The organism is Pararhizobium sp. A13, from assembly GCF_040126305.1.
GTDB lineage: Bacteria > Pseudomonadota > Alphaproteobacteria > Rhizobiales > Rhizobiaceae > Pararhizobium.
In genome coordinates, this window is sequence record NZ_CP149510.1 from 869,443 (window position 1) to 888,828 (window position 19,386).

17 protein-coding genes are annotated in these 19,386 nt (G+C 61.4%); 11 read left to right on the top strand and 6 right to left on the bottom strand.

Annotated elements, in window-relative coordinates:
* Positions 1-2: 2 nt before the first annotated feature.
* A complete protein-coding gene (locus WI754_RS04125) occupies positions 3-1,460 on the top strand; it encodes an NAD-dependent succinate-semialdehyde dehydrogenase (RefSeq protein ID WP_349436391.1) in 1,458 nt (485 codons plus the stop codon).
* Positions 1,461-1,484: 24 nt separating this feature from the next.
* Here the strand turns inward: WI754_RS04125 and WI754_RS04130 are convergent, their stop codons facing one another.
* Genes WI754_RS04130 through WI754_RS04140 form a run of 3 tightly spaced genes read right to left on the bottom strand, consistent with a single transcriptional unit; the run spans position 1,485 to position 4,116 of the window.
* On the bottom strand, positions 1,485-1,691 hold the full coding sequence (locus tag WI754_RS04130) for a type II toxin-antitoxin system VapB family antitoxin (RefSeq protein ID WP_349436393.1): 207 nt from the start codon (positions 1,689-1,691) through the stop codon (positions 1,485-1,487).
* A 44-nt stretch (positions 1,692-1,735) separates the two neighbouring features.
* A complete protein-coding gene (locus tag WI754_RS04135) occupies positions 1,736-2,920 on the bottom strand; it encodes a CaiB/BaiF CoA-transferase family protein (RefSeq protein ID WP_349436394.1) in 1,185 nt (394 codons plus the stop codon).
* Between the two features lie 8 nt (positions 2,921-2,928).
* On the bottom strand, positions 2,929-4,116 hold the full coding sequence (locus tag WI754_RS04140; protein ID WP_349436395.1) for an acyl-CoA dehydrogenase: 1,188 nt from the start codon (positions 4,114-4,116) through the stop codon (positions 2,929-2,931).
* Between the two features lie 167 nt (positions 4,117-4,283).
* Here WI754_RS04140 and WI754_RS04145 point away from each other — a divergent pair, with 167 nt between their 5' ends.
* Both WI754_RS04145 and WI754_RS04150 read left to right on the top strand, forming a co-directional pair.
* The gene (locus tag WI754_RS04145; RefSeq protein WP_349436396.1) at positions 4,284-5,234 is read left to right on the top strand and encodes a LysR family transcriptional regulator; all 951 of its coding nucleotides are present in this window, start codon (positions 4,284-4,286) and stop codon (positions 5,232-5,234) included.
* A gap of 140 nt (positions 5,235-5,374) precedes the next feature.
* The gene (locus tag WI754_RS04150; protein ID WP_349436397.1) at positions 5,375-6,502 is read left to right on the top strand and encodes an FAD-binding oxidoreductase; all 1,128 of its coding nucleotides are present in this window, start codon (positions 5,375-5,377) and stop codon (positions 6,500-6,502) included.
* A 48-nt stretch (positions 6,503-6,550) separates the two neighbouring features.
* Here the strand turns inward: WI754_RS04150 and WI754_RS04155 are convergent, their stop codons facing one another.
* On the bottom strand, positions 6,551-7,003 hold the full coding sequence (locus WI754_RS04155) for a flavin reductase family protein (RefSeq protein WP_349437721.1): 453 nt from the start codon (positions 7,001-7,003) through the stop codon (positions 6,551-6,553).
* Between the two features lie 393 nt (positions 7,004-7,396).
* Here WI754_RS04155 and WI754_RS04160 point away from each other — a divergent pair, with 393 nt between their 5' ends.
* Positions 7,397-7,573, top strand: a complete 177-nt coding sequence (locus WI754_RS04160; protein WP_349436398.1) for a hypothetical protein — start codon at positions 7,397-7,399, stop codon at positions 7,571-7,573.
* Between the two features lie 33 nt (positions 7,574-7,606).
* Here the strand turns inward: WI754_RS04160 and WI754_RS04165 are convergent, their stop codons facing one another.
* Entirely contained in the window at positions 7,607-8,530 is a 924-nt protein-coding gene (locus tag WI754_RS04165) for an AraC family transcriptional regulator (RefSeq protein ID WP_349436399.1), read from the bottom strand.
* 191 nt (positions 8,531-8,721) lie between these two features.
* Here WI754_RS04165 and WI754_RS04170 point away from each other — a divergent pair, with 191 nt between their 5' ends.
* The 7 genes from WI754_RS04170 (at position 8,722) to WI754_RS04200 (ending at position 18,618) form a co-directional block, all read left to right on the top strand.
* Positions 8,722-10,194 (top strand): alpha-glucosidase/alpha-galactosidase, encoded by a 1,473-nt coding sequence (locus tag WI754_RS04170; RefSeq protein ID WP_349436400.1) that lies wholly within the window; start codon positions 8,722-8,724, stop codon positions 10,192-10,194.
* A 176-nt stretch (positions 10,195-10,370) separates the two neighbouring features.
* Positions 10,371-12,458 carry an ABC transporter substrate-binding protein gene (locus tag WI754_RS04175; protein ID WP_349436401.1) on the top strand — a complete coding sequence of 696 codons (2,088 nt, stop codon included), beginning with the start codon at positions 10,371-10,373 and terminating at the stop codon, positions 12,456-12,458.
* Positions 12,459-12,533: 75 nt separating this feature from the next.
* Complete coding sequence (locus WI754_RS04180) at positions 12,534-13,547, top strand: ABC transporter permease (protein ID WP_349436402.1); 1,014 nt, start codon at positions 12,534-12,536, stop codon at positions 13,545-13,547.
* On the top strand, positions 13,544-14,665 hold the full coding sequence (locus tag WI754_RS04185; RefSeq protein WP_349436403.1) for an ABC transporter permease: 1,122 nt from the start codon (positions 13,544-13,546) through the stop codon (positions 14,663-14,665). Before WI754_RS04180 ends, WI754_RS04185 begins: the two co-directional genes overlap by 4 nt.
* 11 nt (positions 14,666-14,676) lie before the next feature.
* A complete protein-coding gene (locus WI754_RS04190; protein ID WP_349436404.1) occupies positions 14,677-16,347 on the top strand; it encodes an ABC transporter ATP-binding protein in 1,671 nt (556 codons plus the stop codon).
* Between the two features lie 23 nt (positions 16,348-16,370).
* Positions 16,371-17,741 (top strand): alpha-glucosidase/alpha-galactosidase, encoded by a 1,371-nt coding sequence (locus tag WI754_RS04195; protein WP_349436405.1) that lies wholly within the window; start codon positions 16,371-16,373, stop codon positions 17,739-17,741.
* A gap of 115 nt (positions 17,742-17,856) precedes the next feature.
* Positions 17,857-18,618: a hypothetical protein gene (locus WI754_RS04200; protein WP_349436406.1), complete on the top strand. Its 762-nt coding sequence runs from the start codon at positions 17,857-17,859 to the stop codon at positions 18,616-18,618.
* Positions 18,619-18,853: 235 nt separating this feature from the next.
* On the opposite strand, the gene WI754_RS04205 is transcribed toward WI754_RS04200, so the two are convergent.
* Positions 18,854-19,327 carry a VOC family protein gene (locus WI754_RS04205; RefSeq protein WP_349436407.1) on the bottom strand — a complete coding sequence of 158 codons (474 nt, stop codon included), beginning with the start codon at positions 19,325-19,327 and terminating at the stop codon, positions 18,854-18,856.
* Between the last annotated feature and the right edge of the window lie 59 nt (positions 19,328-19,386).

Here is a 19,386-nt window from a genome sequence, read left to right on the forward strand (position 1 = left end):
CGATGATCTTTACCGAGACGCTGATCGCCCATGTGAAGGAGCCGCGCCTGCTCGGGCTGGTCAATGCGACCGGAGCGGCTGCAGTAAGCACGTTCGATGTCCGCAATCCGTCCAACGGCACATTGCTCGCGACCTTGCCCGATATGGGCGTGGCGGAAACACGAACCGCCATCGACGACGCCTATGCGGCCCAGTTTCCCTGGGCCGAACGCCCGGCCGGCGACCGCAGCGCCATTCTGCGCCGCTGGCACGACCTCGTCATCACCCACATCGATGATCTCGCGGCAATCCTGACTGCGGAAATGGGCAAGCCACTGTCTGAGGCCCGCTCCGAGGTCCAGCACGCCGCGGCCTATATCGAGTGGTACGCGGAGGAAGCCAAACGCGTCTATGGCGAGACCATTCCAGCACCCTCGACCGACCGCCGCATGCTGGTAATCAAGCAGCCGGTCGGCGTCGTCGGGACGATCACGCCCTGGAACTTTCCAGCCTCGATGGTCGCGCGCAAGATATCGCCGGCGCTTGCCGTCGGTTGCACGGTCATTCTCAAGCCCGCGGAACAGACGCCGCTCATTGCGCTTGCCATGCACGCGCTGGCGATCCGCGCCGGTTTTCCGAAGGGCGTCTTCAATCTCATCCTCGCCTGTGAAGGCGATGCGATCGGCCGCGAACTCTGCGCCAATCCCAAGGTGCGCAAGATCAGCTTCACAGGCTCGACCGAGGTCGGCCGCATCCTGATGCGGCAATGTTCCGACCAGATCAAGAAAATCAGCCTCGAGCTCGGCGGCAGTGCCCCCTTCATCGTCTTCGACGACGCCGACATCGATGCGGCCGTCGATGGTGCCATCCAGGCGAAATATCGCAATGCCGGCCAGACCTGCACCTCGGCAAACCGCATTTATGTGCAGAGCGGCGTCCATGACGAATTCGCTCGAAAGCTGGCGGCGCAGGTTAGCAAGCTTTCGGTTGGCGACGGCTTTTCGCCCGGCGTCACGATCGGCCCGCTGATCGATGACAGGGCCATCCAGAAGGTCGAGACGCATGTGAACGACGCGACTGCAAAAGGCGCAACCCTTCTGTGCGGCGGAAAACGCGTCTCCGGCGCCTTCTTCGAACCGACCGTGCTTTCCAATGTCGACAAGAGCATGCTGGTTGCCTGCGACGAGACCTTCGGCCCCGTGGCTCCGATCATTCGCTTCGAGACGATGGAAGACGTCATCCTGCAGGCCAACGACACCATCTACGGCCTTGCCGCCTATTTCTATGCGACCGAACTCAAGAAGGTCTGGCGCGTCGCCGAAGCGCTGGAATACGGCATGATCGGCATCAATACCGGCCGCATGTCCTCCGAAGCCGCCCCCTTCGGCGGCCTCAAGCAATCCGGCATCGGCCGCGAAGGCTCCCGCCACGGCGCCGAGGATTATCTGGAGATGAAATATCTCTGCATGGGGAATATTTGAGGCGACCACTTGGGGTGGTCGCAATCAAGCATCCTCGTCGGTCCAAGGGCGTCGCCTTGGAATATATTCCAAATCCGGCTGACTGCCGCCAAGCTCCGCCAGCCTCGCTGAGGCTTCACGCTGGATAAGGGATTTCAACGCGTGCCGGATGACTGCCGATTTCTTCGCAAGTCCTGTATAGGCCTGCGCTTTGGCAAACATTTCATCGTCCAGAACGACTGTAATCCGCATAAATCAATCCCCCAAAAGAGACATGGTTTGCCACGGAACAATCCCTAGTTGGATACCCCTGGCCTCATGCCGATCTCTGCCAAGACCTCCTGCGTGTGCTCGCCCAGCCGTGGAGCGCCGTGGTCCAGCGCAAGGTCTGCCGCTGAAAACGTGATGGGCGTGCGCACGCCCGGCGCCGTTCCCGAGGCGGCTCCGGTGTGCGGCGTATCGATCCGCATGCCGCGGTGAATGATCTGTGGATCGGAAAACACATCCGCCACGGAATTGATCGGCCCTCCGGGCACACCGGCTGCTTCCAGCATGGCAAGCAGCGCGTCGCGGCTGAACGTTGCCGTCCGTGCGGCCAGTTCCGGCGTCAGGCTGTCGCGGTGTTTCACCCGGGCTGCATTGGTCATGTAGCGCGGGTCCGTCGCCAGATCGTTCAGCCCGAGCAGCGCACAGAACTTGACGAACTGCCGGTCATTGCCGACGGCGACGATCAGGTGGCCGTCGGAGACGGGAAAGACCTGATAGGGCGCGATATTCGGATGCGCATTGCCGAGCCGGCGGGGGGATTTTCCGGAGACGAGGAAATTCAGCGCCTGGTTGGCGAGAACACCGGTCATGCTGTCCAACAGCGCCATATCGATCTGCTGGCCTTCGCCGCTGCGTTCGCGCATGTGAAGCGCCGCCTGGACCGCAATGACGCCATAGAGCCCGGTGAAGATATCGGCAAAGGCGACGCCGATCTTCTGCGGCTCGCCGTCCGGATCGCCGGTCAGGTCCATGATGCCGCTCATGCCCTGGATGATATAGTCGTAGCCAGCGCGGTGGGCATAGGGGCCGTCCTGGCCGAAGCCGGTGACGGAGCAATAGATCAGCCGCGGATTGATCTTTTTCAGGCTTTCATAGTCGAGCCCGTATTTCGCAAGGCCACCGACCTTGAAATTCTCCAGAAGCACATCCGACTGCGCCGCGAGACGGCGCACCGCCTCCTGCCCCTCTTCGGTGGTGAAATCGAGGACGACCGAGCGTTTTCCCCGGTTGCAGGCGTGGAAATAGGCGGCGTCGAGATGTTCGCCACCCTCGCCCTCGACGAAGGGCGGCCCCCAGGTCCGGGTGTCGTCGCCCGCCGGGCTTTCCACCTTGATAACGTCGGCACCGAGATCGGCGAACGTCTGGCCGATCCATGGCCCGGCGAGGATGCGGGCGAGTTCGAGAACCTTCAGTCCCTTGAGTGGCGTTTCCATCGCCGCGCTCAAAAGAAGGCCTGCAGCCCGGTCTGGGCGCGACCGAGGATCAGGGCATGCACGTCGTGGGTGCCTTCATAGGTGTTGACTGTTTCCAGGTTCACCATGTGGCGCATCACCTGATAGTCCTCGGAAATGCCGTTGCCGCCATGCATGTCGCGGGCCGCACGGGCGATGTCCAGCGCCTTGCCGCAGTTGTTGCGTTTGACAAGCGAGATCATCTCCGGGGCCATGCGGCCCGCATCCATCAGCTGGCCGACCCGAAGCGACGCCTGCAGGCCGAGGGTGATTTCCGTCTGCATGTCGGCAAGCTTCTTCTGGAAAAGCTGCGTCTGCGCCAGCGGCCTTCCGAACTGCTTGCGGTCGAGGCCATATTGCCGCGCCGCATGCCAGCAGAATTCCGCCGAGCCGAGCACGCCCCAGGAAATGCCGTAGCGGGCGCGGTTGAGGCAGCCGAACGGGCCTTTCAGCCCCTCGACATTCGGCAGCAGCGCCTCCTCGCCGACTTCGACACTATCGAGCACGATTTCGCCGGTGATCGAGGCGCGCAGCGACAGCTTGCCGCCGATCTTCGGCGCATTCAGTCCCTTCATGCCCTTTTCCAGCACGAAACCGCGGATCGCATTCCCATGCGCTTCGGATTTCGCCCAGACGACGAAGACGTCGGCGATCGGTGCGTTGGAGATCCACATCTTCGAGCCGGTCAGCCGAAAACCGCCCTCAGTCTTCACCGCCCGCGTCTTCATCCCGCCAGGATCGGAGCCGGCATCCGGCTCGGTCAGGCCGAAGCAGCCGATCCACTCGCCGCTGATCAGCTTCGGCAAATACTTTTGGCGCTGCTCCTCGGAGCCATAGGCGAAGATCGGGTAGATCACCAGCGAGGACTGCACGCTCATCATCGATCGGTAACCGGAATCGACGCGCTCGACTTCGCGGGCAATGAGACCGTAGGCCACATAGGAGGCACCGACGCCGCCATAGGTATCCGGCACCGTGACGCCAAGCAGCCCGAGTTCGCCCATCTCGCGGAAGATCGAAGGATCGGTCGTCTCGTTTCGATAAGCTTCGATCACCCGAGGCTGCAACTTTTCCTGCGCATAGGCACGCGCCGTGTCGCGGATCATTCGCTCGTCTTCGGAAAGCTGGTCCTCCAACAGAAAGGGATCGTCCCATTGGAATTCCTGTCTGGCAGCCATGTCTTCCTCCCGTCGCTTTCCTTCTTGAAACGGTTATGGCAAGCCGGGCGGAACGATACAAACGAAAATGCGGCACTGCCTCATGCGCCCCGGGAATGCTGGACAAGCCGGCTTGCCACCGGGCTCACCATCGTGAATATCGTAACGAAATGCCGTGCGGGATTTCCATGCCAGACAATCGCCTCGAACGCTTCGCCCATAATCTCGATTGGAACCTGCTGCGCACCTTCGTCGTGGTGGTCGAGGAGGGCAGCATTACCGCCGCCGCCAACCGGCTGCTCCTGCAGCAGCCGGCGGTCAGCATGGCGCTGAAGCGGCTGGAACAGACCGTCGGGCAGAAGCTGATCGACCGCCGTCCCGGGCGCTTCGACCTGACGGAGGCCGGCGAGAAGCTGCACCGCCAATGCAGGGATATCTTCGCTGCCGTCGTTCGGCTGCCCAATGCGCTCGAGACGGCTGGCAAGGACGTGAAGGGCCATGTCAGCATTCATTCGGTCAGCCATGTGCACAATCCCGCCTGGGACAGGCGTCTTGAAAACTTCTTCCGCGTGCACCCCAAGGTGACGATCAGCATCACCGTGGAAACGACGGTCAGCGTCATCAGCGCCGTCGAACGCAACATCGCTACCATCGGCCTCAGCGACGGCAATATCCCGGAGGGCCTGAGCAAGGCTTTCCACATCCGCGAGCAATATGCGCTCTATTGCGGCCGCGGCCACAGGCTGTTCGGCGTCAAGGATGCCGCGCTGAACGACCTTCGCGGCGATCCTTTTATCGCCTTCATCGCAGACGTTCTCGGCGGCCAGCACATGAACGCCATAACGGCCGTGCGCGCCATGGGCTCCTTCGGCCAGCAAGTTCGCGCAGTCTCCTGCAATGTCGAAGAGGTCATTCGCCTGATCGCGGCCAATACCGGCATCGGCATGCTGCCCTGCCATCTGGCCGCGCCGGGGCTGGCGGCCGGCAGGCTCTGGCAGTTGCCGCCCTACGATCTGCTGCCGACAACGGATGTTTTCCGCATTTCGAACCCCAATGCCATTCTCAATCCAGCTGAGGCGGCCTTTCTCAAATATGTCGAGGACGTCGAGCCGTTGGATCATAGCGTCGAATATCAATGAATCTTATAGTCGCCTTTGCCGCTATAAATTTGAACGGCGGTAAAGAGACCCATAAGGTCTTCGCACCAAAAGGCGCAAAATAGGAGCCGGCAGAGAATTCTGGCGGAGAGCTGCGCCGATCGAGGGGCGGAGCACATCCCATGCAGACTTTCGACGTGGCGATCATCGGCGGCGGCATCGCCGGCCTCTCGCTTGCCTATTTCCTCAGCCCGCATCGGTCGGTCGTCGTTCTGGAGCGCGAAACGGCGCTCGGCTATCACAGCACCGGCCGCTCCGCCGCCGAATTCGTGCTGCGTTACAATGCACCCGAGGTCTGCGCGCTCGCCGCGATCTCCAAGGGCTTCTTCGACAGCCCGCCAGATGGATTCTCCAACATTTCGCTCCTGAAGCAGCGCGGCGGCGTTATGATCGCCAATGCCGAGAAGACCGCGCGGCTGGCAGAGGTTTTTCGCGCCGAGCTTGCCTTCGCGCCAGAGCTCGAACCGCTGGAAGAGGAGGAATTGCTGCAGCGGGCGCCGATCCTGAAACCCGGCTATGCGGCCGCTGCTTTCTATGATCCGAACTTCTGGGATATCGAGGTCGAAAGCCTGCTGCAGGGCTATGTCAAGGGCGCGCGGCGCCATGGCACTGAAATCCATGAGCGCCACAACGTCGTGTCGGCCCGGCATGACGGGAACGCCTGGATCATCGAGACCTCGTCGGGCACCGTGCGGGCAAAAATTGCCGTCAACGCGACGGGCGGCTGGGCCGATCCGATGGCGGAGATCTTCGGTGCGAAGGCGCTCGGCATCGTGCCGCATCGCCGCACGGCCATCACCGTCGACCTGCCCGAGGGGATCGACACATCGAGCCTGCCCGAGATCAACGAGATCGACGAGGATTTCTACATGAAGCCCGATGCCGGGCGGTTGCTCGCCTCGCCGGCCGATGCAACGCCCTGCGAACCCGGCGACGTGCAGCCGGAAGAGCTCGACATCGCCTGGGCCGCACACTACGTCGAGGAAGCGACCACCATCCCGGTGCGCCGCGTCGCCAGGAGCTGGGCCGGCATGCGCAGCTTTTCGCCCGACAGGCTGCCGGTTGTCGGCCTTGCTCCCGATTGCCCGGATTTCTTCTGGCTGGCCGGCCAGGGCGGCTCCGGCATCCTGACCTCCCCGGCGCTTGGCGCCTTGGCGGCAAGCCTCCTGACCGGCGGCGCCCAGCCGGAAGGCTTCAGAATGCGGGCACTCGATCCGCTAAAGTTCAGTCCACGACGCTTTAAGGCTTGAGCGAGAAGCAGTGAACGGACATTCCTCGTCGGAAGCTCTTAACCGTTACTACAGAGAAAAGCGGCCGTAGCGGCCATTGCTGTAGACGAGCGAGTGGCCATCGCCGGCAACGATCGAGACCACACGGCCGAGAATGATGGCATGGCTGTGCCGCTCGATCACCTCGTCGACCTCGCAGTCGATGCCGGCCAGCGCGCCGCGCAGAACGGAAGCGCCGCTGGCAAGCGTGAACCACTCAGCCCCGTCATACCGCTCGGCGCCTTTCAGCCCGCCCTTGCCGGCGAAGCGGTCGGCAACGTCCTGCTGGTCGGCGGAGAGGATATTGACACAGAAATGGCCATAGCGGCTGATCACCGGCCAGCTGGAAGAGCCGCGGTTTATACTGACGATCATCGTCGGCGGATCGACGGAAAGCGCCGTCGCGGACGTCACGGTCGCGCCCGTGCGCTCGTCACCGACACCGGCCGTGATGACGGAGACCCCGCCCGACATCCGCCGCATGGCCGCTTTCAGCGCGTCCTGATCAGCCACATGCACGAACGGCTGTTCCGGTGTCGGGGCGACCCGGTCGATCGAATTTCGCAAGGCAAGGTTCATGCGCTTCCACTCTTTTGCGTTTCGTCCATGGTGCGTGATTTACGCATGGAAAGCCCGGTCTTCTCAAGCAAAGAACGCCCGCGCACGCAGTTGAAGCCGGATCGATTTTTCAATCATCATTAAATTTATAGATTATATTATTTTCCCGCAAGCACGGGATTTTGCGACAGTGATGTGCTGCCGAAATGCAGTCCTTAGCAATAAGGCATGATTTTCATAGACTATTGACAGTTTCCTCAATTGTGGCAGGATTGTGTTAACAGCCGTTAATAAATCCAAGGGAACAGCGGAGAACGAATGTTTTATCACGGTGGAATGACACTCGGTTACCTGACGCCGCCAGCCAAGCCGGAAAAGACCGTTCGCGCCGAAGAAGCCCTGCGGCGGAACCGGGAGGAAACCATCGCGGTCGAACAGGAACGCGATCAGGAACTGAGCCGCGCGTTCCTCACGCCCTGGCATCTCTTTTACTGATTTCCGAACCAAGGCCCCGCCGCGCCAGCGGATTTATTCAGCGGCTGATGACGCAGGCGCCGCCCGGCCATTGGTAGCAACGCTGGAATACATGCCGGTGGTGCGGAACTCCGTCGGGCTTGCGCCGAAATAGCGGCGAAACACCTTGGCAAAATAGTTCGGATCCTCAAAGCCGGACATGATCGCCACTTCCTTCACCGACAAATCCGCCGCCTTAGTCAGGAGCTTGGTCGCCCGCTGCAGCCGTTTGCGCAGCACGAACTCGGCCGGCGGCATGCCTTCGCTCGCCGCAAAGACCCGGGAGAAGTGGGCCCGACTGAGGCCGGAAACATCCGCGAGTTTCTCGACGGGAAGCGGATGCTCCAGATTGGCCATGATGTGATCGATGACATGCTGCATCGTCCGGTATTCCTGGCTGAACACCGGATGCGAGCCAAAGACATCGTCGTAAAGCGCCATCGCCGCCTCATAGGCGATCGCCGATGCACTGCCCGGCGCGTCGGCACCGCCTGAAATCAGCCTCAGAGTGCAGTCGGCCAGCCGCTCGATCGTATCCGGCTTGAGGTTCAGGATCGGCCCGGTCGTCGAGAGAATGGCCTTGTGGATGCGCAGCGCCTCCTCGCCGTTCATCGATATCCAGAAGAACTCCCAGCGGCCGTTCTGTTCAAGCCAGTAGCGATGGTTGTGCGGCACGAGCACGAGCAATGTCTCACCCTCGCGAACCCTGTAGTTGCGGCTCTCGTAGCGAAGATTACCGGCACCCGCGATCGTGTGCTGCAGCACGGTGAACGGCGTCTGGCCGCGTTTTCGGCCATCCCAGTCATAGCTCGAATCCGTGCGGATCTCATAGCCCGTGCTGGTCGGCATGGTGTGCAGGCTATGGCGTCCGCGCGGCAGTGAAACCGTCCGCATGACGGGGCCATTCTCGATCAACTGTTTCAGCACAGAATTACCCATGAAAGCACAATACCTCTCTGGCGATGAAGAATATTATACGCATAATGCACCTCAACAAAGCAAGATGACCGGGTTGGAGCGGCATCGACAGGGAGAGCTGGGAGGATAAAAGCGCCAGAGCGCCTCATTTCCCATGCATTGATTTTACCCTGTCCGTTTTTCCCGGCCCAATGACCAACGACGAGGACAGCATGAGCAGCTTCAAGATTGCCATTATTGGCGCCGGCAGTGTCGGCTTCACCAAGAAACTCTTCACCGATATTCTCTGCGTGCCGGAGTTCCGCGACGTCGAGTTCGCGCTCACCGATTTGAGCGAACACAATCTCGGCATGATCAAGTCGATCCTCGACAAGATCGTTGAATCCAATAACCTGCCGGCCAAGGTGACGGCATCGACCGACCGCCGCGAGGCAATCGCCGGTGCGCGCTATATCATCTCCTGCGTGCGCGTCGGTGGTCTTGACGCTTATGCCGACGATATCCGGATCCCCTTGAAATACGGCGTCGACCAGTGCGTCGGCGATACGATCTGTGCCGGCGGCATTCTTTATGGCCAGCGCAACATCCCGGTGATCCTCGATTTCTGCAAGGATATCCGCGAGCTTGCAGAGCCCGGCGCGAAGTTCCTCAATTATGCCAACCCGATGGCGATGAACACCTGGGCGGCGCTTGAATATGGCAAGGTCGATACGATCGGTCTTTGCCATGGCGTCCAGCACGGCGGCGAACAGATCGCGGAGATCCTCGGCGCCAAGGATGGCGAACTCGACTACATCTGCTCGGGCATCAACCACCAGACCTGGTTCGTCGATGTGCGCGTCAAGGGCCGCAGAATAGGCAAGGACGAACTCGTCGCCGCCTTCGAGGCGCATCCGGTGTTCTCGCAGCAGGAAAAGCTCAGAATCGACGTTCTGAAGCGTTTCGGCGTCTATTCCACCGAAAGCAACGGCCACCTGTCGGAGTACCTGCCCTGGTATCGCAAGCGGCCGGAGGAAATTACCCGCTGGATCGATATGTCCGACTGGATCCACGGCGAAACCGGCGGCTACCTGCGCTACTCGACCGAAACCCGCAACTGGTTCGAGACCGAATTTCCGCAGTTCCTCAAGGATGCCGAAAAGCCGATCGATCCGGCCCGCCGCTCCAACGAGCATGCCAGCCACATCCTCGAGGCGCTGGAAACGGGGCGCATCTACCGCGGCCATTTCAACGTCAGGAACAATGGCGTCATCACCAACCTGCCATCGGACGCGATCATCGAATCGCCCGGTTTCGTCGATCGCTTCGGCATCAACATGGTTGCCGGCATCACGCTGCCGGAAGCCTGCGCGGCCACCTGCATTTCCTCGATCAACGTCCAGCGCATGTCGGTTCATGCCGCCATCTCGGGCGATATCGACCTTCTGAAACTCGCCGTGCTGCACGATCCGCTGGTCGGCGCCATCTGCACGCCGGAAGAGGTCTGGCAGATGGTCGATGAGATGGTGGTCGCCCAGGCTGAATGGCTGCCGCAATATGCCCATGCCGTGCCCGCCGCCAAGGAACGCCTGAGCAAGGCCACGGTCAAGACCCGTGACTGGAAGGGCGTCGCCCGCCGCGAGGTTCGCTCGATCGACGAACTGCGGGCCGAGAAGGAAGCGACGAAGCTGAAAGCGGCAAGCTGAACGGTTTCAGCGAGATATGCGAGGCCCGTTTTCCTGAGGAGGAGGCAGGTCTGGGAGTGGGCGATCCGTCGCCCGCTCTCTTCCGGCAGGCGGCATGATGCCGTCCCGCCGGGTGCTTTTAGGAGGAGAGCCGCCCATACCGGGCCGGCCCGAAGCATGAGGGAGAAACAACGACAATGAAACGCTTTCGCCATCTGAAAACGACCACCGCCCTTCTATTGGGCGTGTCGGCATTCGCCGTAACGGCCTGGGCTTCCGAGCCGACCGTCGTGCCCGAGCAGCCGCCATTCCCGGCGCAGGGCAAGATCACCTATGTGCCGCGCGATTCGATCCTCGAATTCAAAGCGCTGCCGGAATATCACGAGCCGGACTGGGTTACGGAGAAATTCGTCAAGACCGGCAAGCTGCCGCCGGTTGCCGAGCGACTGCCGAAGGAGCCGATGGTCTTCAAGACCGGCAACATGCCCGACGGTATCGGCGTCTATGGCGACACGATGCGTCACGTCATCGGCGGACGCCCGGAAGGCTGGAACTATTCGGCCGGCCAGACTCAAGGCTGGGGCGGCATCGATATCGGCATGTCCGAATGCCTTACGCGCACCGCGCCGCTCTATCAGGTCGAAGCCAGCGACGTGGAGCCGCTGCCCAACCTGGCCAAGAGCTGGGACTGGTCCGAAGACGGCCACAAGCTGACCATGCATCTGATCGAAGGCGCAAAATGGTCGGACGGCGTGCCGTTCAGCTCCGAAGACGTGATGTTCTACTGGGAGGACAATGTCGTCGATCCCAATGTGTCGCCGCTCAATGGAGCAACCCCCGAAACCTTCGGCGAAGGCACGACGTTGAAAGCCGTTGACGCCAACACCGTCGAATGGACGTTCAAGGAAGCCTTCCCCCGCCAATATCTCTATGCCATGGCTTACGGCACGTTCTGCCCCGGTCCGGCGCATATCCTGAAGACCAAGCATCCCAAATACAACAAGGATATGACCTACGACCAGTACAAGAACGGTTTCCCGGCCGAATATATGAACATCCCCGTCATGGGCGCCTGGGTCCCGGTCTCATACCGGCCGGACGACATCATCGTCCTGCGCCGGAATCCCTACTACTGGAAGGTCGACGAGCAAGGCCATCAGCTGCCCTACCTCAACGAGATGCACTACAAGCTCTCGACCTGGGCAGACCGCGACGTGCAGGCGATCGCCGGTTCCGGTGACTTCTCCAACCTCGAGCAACCGGAAAACTTCGTTGAATCGCTCAAGCGCGCTGCGTCCGACACGGCCCCGGCACGCCTTGCCTTCGGCGCCCGCCTGATCGGCTACAATCTGCGCATGAATCTCTCGGCAAACGGCTGGGGTGAACCCGATGCCCGCGGCAAGGCCGTGCGCGAGCTCAATCGCAACGAGGACTTCCGCAAGGCGGTCACCATGGCGCTCGACCGCAAGAAGATCGGGGAATCGCTCGTCAAGGGCCCGTTCACGGCGATCTATCCCGGCGGCTTGTCGTCGGGCACGAGTTTCTACGACCGCCAGTCGACTGTCTACTATCCCTTCGATCTCGAAGGCGCAAAGGCGCTTCTCGAAAAGGTCGGCCTGAAGGACACGGACGGCAACGGTTTCGTGAACTTCCCAGCCGGAGCGGAAGACGGTCAAGACGTTCAGATCGTGCTGCTGACCAATGGCGACTACGGCACCGACCGCAATCTTGCGGAAGGACTGATCGGCCAGATGGAGCAGCTCGGCTTGAAGGTGACGCTCAATTCGCTCGACGGCACCAAGAAGGACGCCGCGCACAATGCCGGTCAGTTCGACTGGACGATCCGCCGCAACGATCCGGAACTGACATCTGTGGTGCAGAACACCACCCAGCTCGCTCCGACGGGGCCTCGCACCAGCTGGCATCATCGCGCCGGCACGGACGGCACGGTCGATCTCCTGCCCTATGAGAAAGAACTCGTGGGTATCGTCAACAAGTTCATCGCCTCGAACGACAATGACGATCGCACCGAACTGATGAAGCAGTATCAGAAGGTGGCAACGGAGAATGTCGATACGGTTGGCCTCACCGAATATCCGGGCGCGCTGATCATCAACAAGCGCTTCGCGAACATTCCGGTCGGCGCCCCGATCTTCATGTTCAACTGGGCTGAGGATACGATCGTCCGAGAACGGGTCTTCGTCGCCGCCGACAAGCAGGGAGATTACGAACTCTTCCCGCAGCAGCTTCCGGGCAAGCCGGGCGAAAACGGCCCGATCAACTGATCCTTCTCGAAACACGCTCCGGCCGCCGATCGCGGACGGAGCAGCCCCCTGAACACACAAGAGAACCCAACAGCCATGTTCCGATTTCTGCTTGTGCGCATCGCATCCGCCATCCCCGTGCTCGTCGTGCTGAGCGTCGTGACATTCGCGATTATCCAGGCGCCGCCGGGCGACTACAGCGACTATATCCGCTCGCAAATGATCAACCAGGGCGGTGCATCCTTCGAGGAAGCCGACGCCCAGGCGCAGGCCTACAGGATCGCCAACGGCCTCGATAAGCCACTCCCCGTGCAATACGTCAACTGGATCACCGGCATCGTGACGCGCGGCGATTTCGGCCATAGCCTGTTCTACAACAAGCCGGTGGCCGATGTGGTTGGCGAACGCCTGCCCCGCACATTGGCCTTAGCGCTCGTCTGCCATATCCTCGCTTCCGTCATCGGCATCACCTTCGGCATTCTCGCCGCCACCCGGCAATATTCCTGGGTCGATAGCCTGCTATCCGGCATTTCGTTCCTTGGCATGACGGTGCCGCGCTTCCTGATGGCGCTGATCATTGTCTACATCATGGTCTTCCATTTCAACGTGACCGAGATCAACAGCTTCCATTCCGCCAAATACGGCGGCGCGCCCTGGTCCTGGGGCAAGTTCGTCGATCTTCTGAAACACGTCTGGCCGGTCATCGCCATCGCCACCTTCGGCGGTCTCGCCTACAATATGCGGGTGATGCGCGGCAATCTGCTCGACACGCTGAACGCCCAATATGTCGAGACCGCGCGCGCCAAGGGTCTCTCCGAACGAGCCGTCATCCTGCGCCATGCCGTTCCGAATGCGCTGCATCCGCTCGTCATGTACCAGGGCGTCGTCCTGCCCTACATGCTGACCGGCGAGATCGAGACGGCGATCATCTTTGCGTTGCCGACCGTCGGCCCGGCCATCGTCGGTTCGATGTGGGTGGGCGACGTCTATGTCACCGCCACCTTCATGCTGGTCCTGTCCGCAACACTCATCGTCGGTAACATCATCGCCGACATGCTTTTGGCCATGCTCGATCCTCGGGTTCGCCTTGGTGGAGGAGCACACGCATGAAAGCCGACGTTGAAAACATCGTCACCGTACCCGTCCCGGCACCGCATCACGGCAACGAAACCTATCTTGCCCTTGTCTGGCGCCGCCTGAAGCGCTCCTGGACCGGCATGGCCGGCCTGATCCTCGTCTGCCTGCTGATGCTCATGACGATCCTCGCCGAGTTCTTTTCGCCCGTCGATCCGAAGCTGACCGGCGTTGGCTTCGCCCCGCCGCAGACGATCAGCATCACCGATCAGGACGGCAATCTCGTCTGGCCGCGCACCTATCAGGTTGGCGAGGGTACCGAGCTCGACCCGATCACCTTCCAGCCGATCATCGGCCCGGACTATGCCAATCCGAAGAACCTCGGTTTCTTCGTCAAGGGCTTCAGTTACCGGCTTCTCGGCCTGATCCCGACCGACCGGCATTTCTTCGGTGCCGTCGATGGCACGCCGGTCAATTTCCTCGGCACCGACAAATTCGGCCGCGATGTGCTGTCACGCATCTTCTACGGCTCCCGCGTCTCGCTGATGATCGCGTTGACTGTGGTCTTCATCGTCACGGTCGTCGGCACCACGGTCGGCATGGTGTCGGGCTATTTCGGCGGCCGCTTCGACATCTGGATGCAGCGCTTCGTCGAACTCGTGCTCGCCTTCCCGCAATTGCCGCTCTACCTGGCGCTGACGTCGCTGATCCCGGTAACGGCGCCGACAAACGTCTTCCTCGCCTTCGTCATCGTCGTGATGTCCGCGCTCGGCTGGGCCCAGATGTCGCGCGAAGTACGCGGCAAGACGTTGGCCTTGGCTCGGATCGACTATGTCCGTGCGGCGATGGCGATCGGCGCCACAGACCGGCGCATCATCTTCCAGCACATCTTCCCCAACGTCATGAGTCATGTGATCGTCTCGGTAACGTTGGCGATCCCGAGCGTCGTGCTGCTTGAATCCTTCCTCGGCTTCCTCGGTTTTGCGGTAAAGCCGCCGCTGATGTCCTGGGGGCTGATGCTGCAGGACACCTCGACCTATTCCGTCATCGGATCCTACCCTTGGATCCTTTCCCCCGTGGCCTTCGTGCTCGTCACCGTCTTTGCGTTCAATGCGCTCGGCGATGGCCTGCGCGACGCCGTCGACCCATACTGAGGAGACGACCCATGGCACTCGTGGACATCAGCACTTTGGCTCCCGAACAACGGCACGATCATGCCGCCGCCGTCGGCTCGCCCATCATCGACGCCCGCCATGTGGGCGTGAAATTCAAGGTCGAGCATGGCACCGTCGATGCCGTCAAGGACGTCTCCTTCCAGCTCTATCGCGGCGAGACGATCGCCGTCGTCGGTGAATCCGGCTCGGGAAAATCGGTGACCGCCCGCACCGTCATGGGCCTGCTCACCAAGCGCGCGACAGTGTCGGATCGCTCCAGCATCGACTATGACGGCAGGAACGTCCTGAAATTCTCCGATCGCCAGCGCCGGGCGTTGCGCGGCAACCGCATCTCGATGATCTTCCAGGAGCCGATGAGCTCGCTGAACCCGGTGTATACGATCGGCGCCCAGATCATCGAGGCGATCCGTGTTCACCAGAAGATGAGCCGCAAACAGGCGATGGAGCGGACGCTGGAACTGCTGCGCCAGGTACAGATTCCCGATCCGGAATCCCGCCTCAACCAGTATCCGCACCAGCTCTCCGGCGGCCAGCGCCAGCGCATCATGATCGCCATGGCGCTTGCCAACAGCCCGGATGTGCTGATTGCCGACGAGCCGACGACGGCGCTCGACGTCACCGTCCAGGCGCAGATCCTCAACCTCATCCGCGACCTGCAGAAGACGCTGGGCATGGCGGTGATCCTGATCACCCACGACCTTACCGTCGTCCGCCAGTTCTCCGACTATGTCTACGTCATGCAGAACGGCGAGGTGAAGGAACACAACACCACGGTGGCGCTGTTCCAGAACCCGCAGCACCCCTATACCCGCCACCTGCTCAACTCCGAGCCGAAGGGCATGGCAAATCCGATGCCGGTCGATTCGGCGGCGATTCTCGAAGGCCGCGATGTCCGCGTTTCCTTCATGCTGAAGGCCGGCGGCTTCTTCAGGCCGCAGCTGAAGGAACTCATTGCGGTCGACAGCCTCAGCATCAAGCTTCACCGCCACGAGACGCTCGGCCTCGTCGGCGAATCCGGCTCAGGAAAGACGACCTTCGGCCAGGCGCTCGTCAAGCTTTTGACGACGGAAGGCGGCGAGATCCTGTTCGACGGCCAGCCGATCCAGGACAAGACCCGCGAAGAGATGCGACCGCTGCGCTCGCGCATGCAGATCGTTTTCCAGGACCCCTTCTCCTCGCTCAATCCGCGCATGTCGGTCGGCCAGATTATCGAGGAAGGCCTGATCGTCAACAAGCTCGGCGCAACCCGCAGCGAACGGATCGAGCGGGTCAAGGAAGCGTTGAACAATGCCGGCCTACCGAACAACATCCTGTCGCGCTTCCCGCACGAATTCTCCGGCGGCCAGCGCCAACGCATCGCGATCGCGCGCGCGATCGCGCTCGAACCGGAATTCATCCTGCTCGACGAGCCGACCTCAGCGCTCGATCTCTCGGTGCAGGCACAGATCATCGAACTGCTGCGCAAGCTGCAGGACGAGAAGGGACTGAGCTACCTCTTCATCTCCCACGATCTGAAAGTCGTGCGCGCGCTCTGCCACCGGGTGGTGGTGATGCAGCACGGCAAGATCGTTGAAGAGGGGCCGGTCGAAGACGTTCTATCCCATCCCAAGACCGCCTACACCGAACGGCTCGTCAGAGCCGCCTTCGAAGTGGCCGCATAATCGCTAGACAAGAGGCATATTCCATGGCGAGACAACCCAAAATCACCTTCATCGGCGCCGGCTCGACCGTCTTCATGAAGAACATCATCGGCGACGTTCTGCAGCGTCGGGCGCTGTCCGGCGCGAAGATCGCGCTGATGGACATCAACCCGCAGCGGCTCGAAGAAAGCGAGGTCGTCGTCAGGAAACTGATCTCGACGCTCGACGTCAAGGCGACCATCGAGCTGCACTCGAACCAGCGCAAGGCCCTCGAAGGTGCCGATTTCGTCGTCGTCGCGTTCCAGATCGGCGGCTATGAGCCCTGCACCGTCACCGATTTCGAAGTGCCGAAGAAATACGGCCTGCGCCAGACGATCGCCGACACGCTCGGCGTCGGCGGCATCATGCGCGGCCTGCGCACCGTGCCGCATCTCTGGAAGATCTGCGAAGACATGATGCAGGTCTGCCCCGAGGCGATCTTGCTGCAATACGTCAACCCGATGGCGATCAACACCTGGGCGATCGCCGAGAAATACCCGAAGATCAAGCAGGTCGGCCTTTGCCACTCGGTGCAGGGCACGGCGATGGAACTGGCCCACGACCTCGACATCCCCTATGAGGAAATCCGCTACCGCTCGGCCGGCATCAACCACATGGCCTTCTACCTGAAGTTCGAGCATCGCCAGCCCGATGGCTCCTACCGTGACCTCTATCCGGATCTCGTGCGCGGCTACCGCGAAGGCCGGGCACCGAAACCGACCTGGAACCCGCGCTGCCCCAACAAGGTGCGCTACGAGATGCTGACCCGCCTCGGCTATTTCGTCACCGAAAGCTCGGAGCACTTCGCCGAATACACGCCCTATTTCATCAAGGAAGGCCGTGAGGACCTGATCGAGAAATTCGGCATTCCGCTCGATGAATATCCCAAGCGCTGCATCGAACAGGTCGAGAGATGGAAGGGCGAGGCCGCCGCCTACCGCACGGCCGAAAAGATCGAGGTCGCGCAGTCGAAGGAATACGCCTCCTCGATCATGAACTCGGTCTGGACCGGCGAGCCCTCGGTCATTTACGGCAACCTGCGCAACAATGGCTGCATCACTTCGCTGCCGGACAATTGCGCCGCCGAGGTGCCGTGCCTCGTCGATGAGAACGGCATCCAGCCGACCTTCATCGGCGACCTGCCGCCGCAGCTGACGGCGCTCATCCGCACCAACATCAACGTGCAGGAACTGACGGTCGCCGCCCTGATGACGGAGAACCGCGAGCACCTCTACCACGCCGCGATGATGGACCCGCACACCGCCGCCGAGCTCGATCTCGACCAGATCTGGTCGCTGACCGACGATCTGCTCGCCGCCCACGGCCAGTGGATCCCGGAATGGGCCCGGGTCGCCAAGAAGGTCCAGGCCGCGTAACTCTTTCTCCCGGTTGCGCGACGAGGAAACCCCGGAACAACAATTCCGGGGTTTTCCTTTTGTGCCGGGTGTGGTCGAAAGGAACGACGCCCCACCGCTTGTTCAGGAGATAAAGATGCCCGCCGGTTCCGCCACGACAACGCTCGCCCGCCAACTGTCCGACGCCGACAACGGGGGCATGCGCCTTGCCACGGCGACGCTTGCGGAACCAGGCACTCCAGCGGAAGCCTTTACCGTGCAGAGCGAAACGCTGGCCTTGAATGGCTGGCTGACAGTCGGCTACAAGGTCGCCATCCGCCCGGACGGAAGCTCCATTTCCGCCCCCATGGCGCATATTACCCATGCCAGTGAATCGGGCACCGCCGGATTCGAGCGCCCCGCCGTCGATGCGCTGGAGGTGGAAATCTGCTTCGTCCTCGGCAAGGACCTGCCGCCGCCGGGCGCCAAGTCCTATACCCGTGAAACGCTTCTCGGCTATGTGAGCGGCATTTATTCCGGCGTCGAATTTTTGGGACACCGCCTGGATAACGGCAGCCGTTCTCCAGCCCTTTTGTTTCTAGCGGACCGCCTTGGCAATGCCGGCTACGTACTTGGCGAAGAATTGCCCGCCGAGGTGCTCGAACCCGGCCAGGACTTTCCGCTGGTCATCACGATCAACGGTGGCACCGCCTTCTCCGGTCCGGGAAAACATCCCAACGGCGATCCCGTGGCTCCCTTCCTCGCCTTTGCCAATGCATTGACGGAGCCCGTTGCCCAAGGCCGGATCATCACCACCGGCAGCCTCTGCGGCGCCATCCCGACACCCGAACGGGCGGCAATCGCCATCAGCGGCTTTACCACACTGACAGTGACGGCGGCATCGACGCGCGAGATTTGATGCGGGGCCAGCCGCCCCCGCCAAATTTCTACGGGATCACCGAGTCCGCTGTTTCCCTCTCACCATCGTCGGTCCCAGGATGACGGGAGGACGGCACCTTATCGAGGGATGACATCTCGAGCGATGGTCCGGTACTCCAACATAAACCGCTGAAATTTGTCACCAGCCCAAACTTGGAGGCGGGCAGATGCCCGCTTTGCGCCGCCAGAAGCGGACACTCCAGCGCGATGATGTCTCAACCACGCCGAGCAGCTTCGATCGCCCCAACGTCGATCTTCCTCATCGTCATCATCGCATCAAAAGCACGCTTTGCTTGATCACCGCCTACCGCAAGCGCTTCGGTCAGTACGCGCGGTGTGATCTGCCAGGACACCCCCCATTTGTCTTTGCACCAGCCGCAGTCACTTTCCTGGCCGCCGTTGCCGACAATGGCGTTCCAGTAACGGTCGGTTTCTTCCTGATCGTCAGTTGCGATCTGAAATGAAAAGGCTTCGTTGTGTTTGAACGCGGAACCGCCATTCAGGCCGATACAAGGAATACCGGCGACGGTGAATTCAACAACCAACACGTCTCCCTGCTTGCCGGCTGGATAGTTTCCAGGTGCACGAATGACAGCGCCCACTGCGCTGTCCGGGAAGGTCGCGGCGTAGAAGCGGGCGGCAGCCTCAGCGTCCTTGTCGTACCATAGGCAGATGGTGTTCTTTGCCATTGCGTGGTCCTTTCGCTCTTCGTTTCCCGTCTTCTCCCTGAAATAAGAGGCAAACTGTA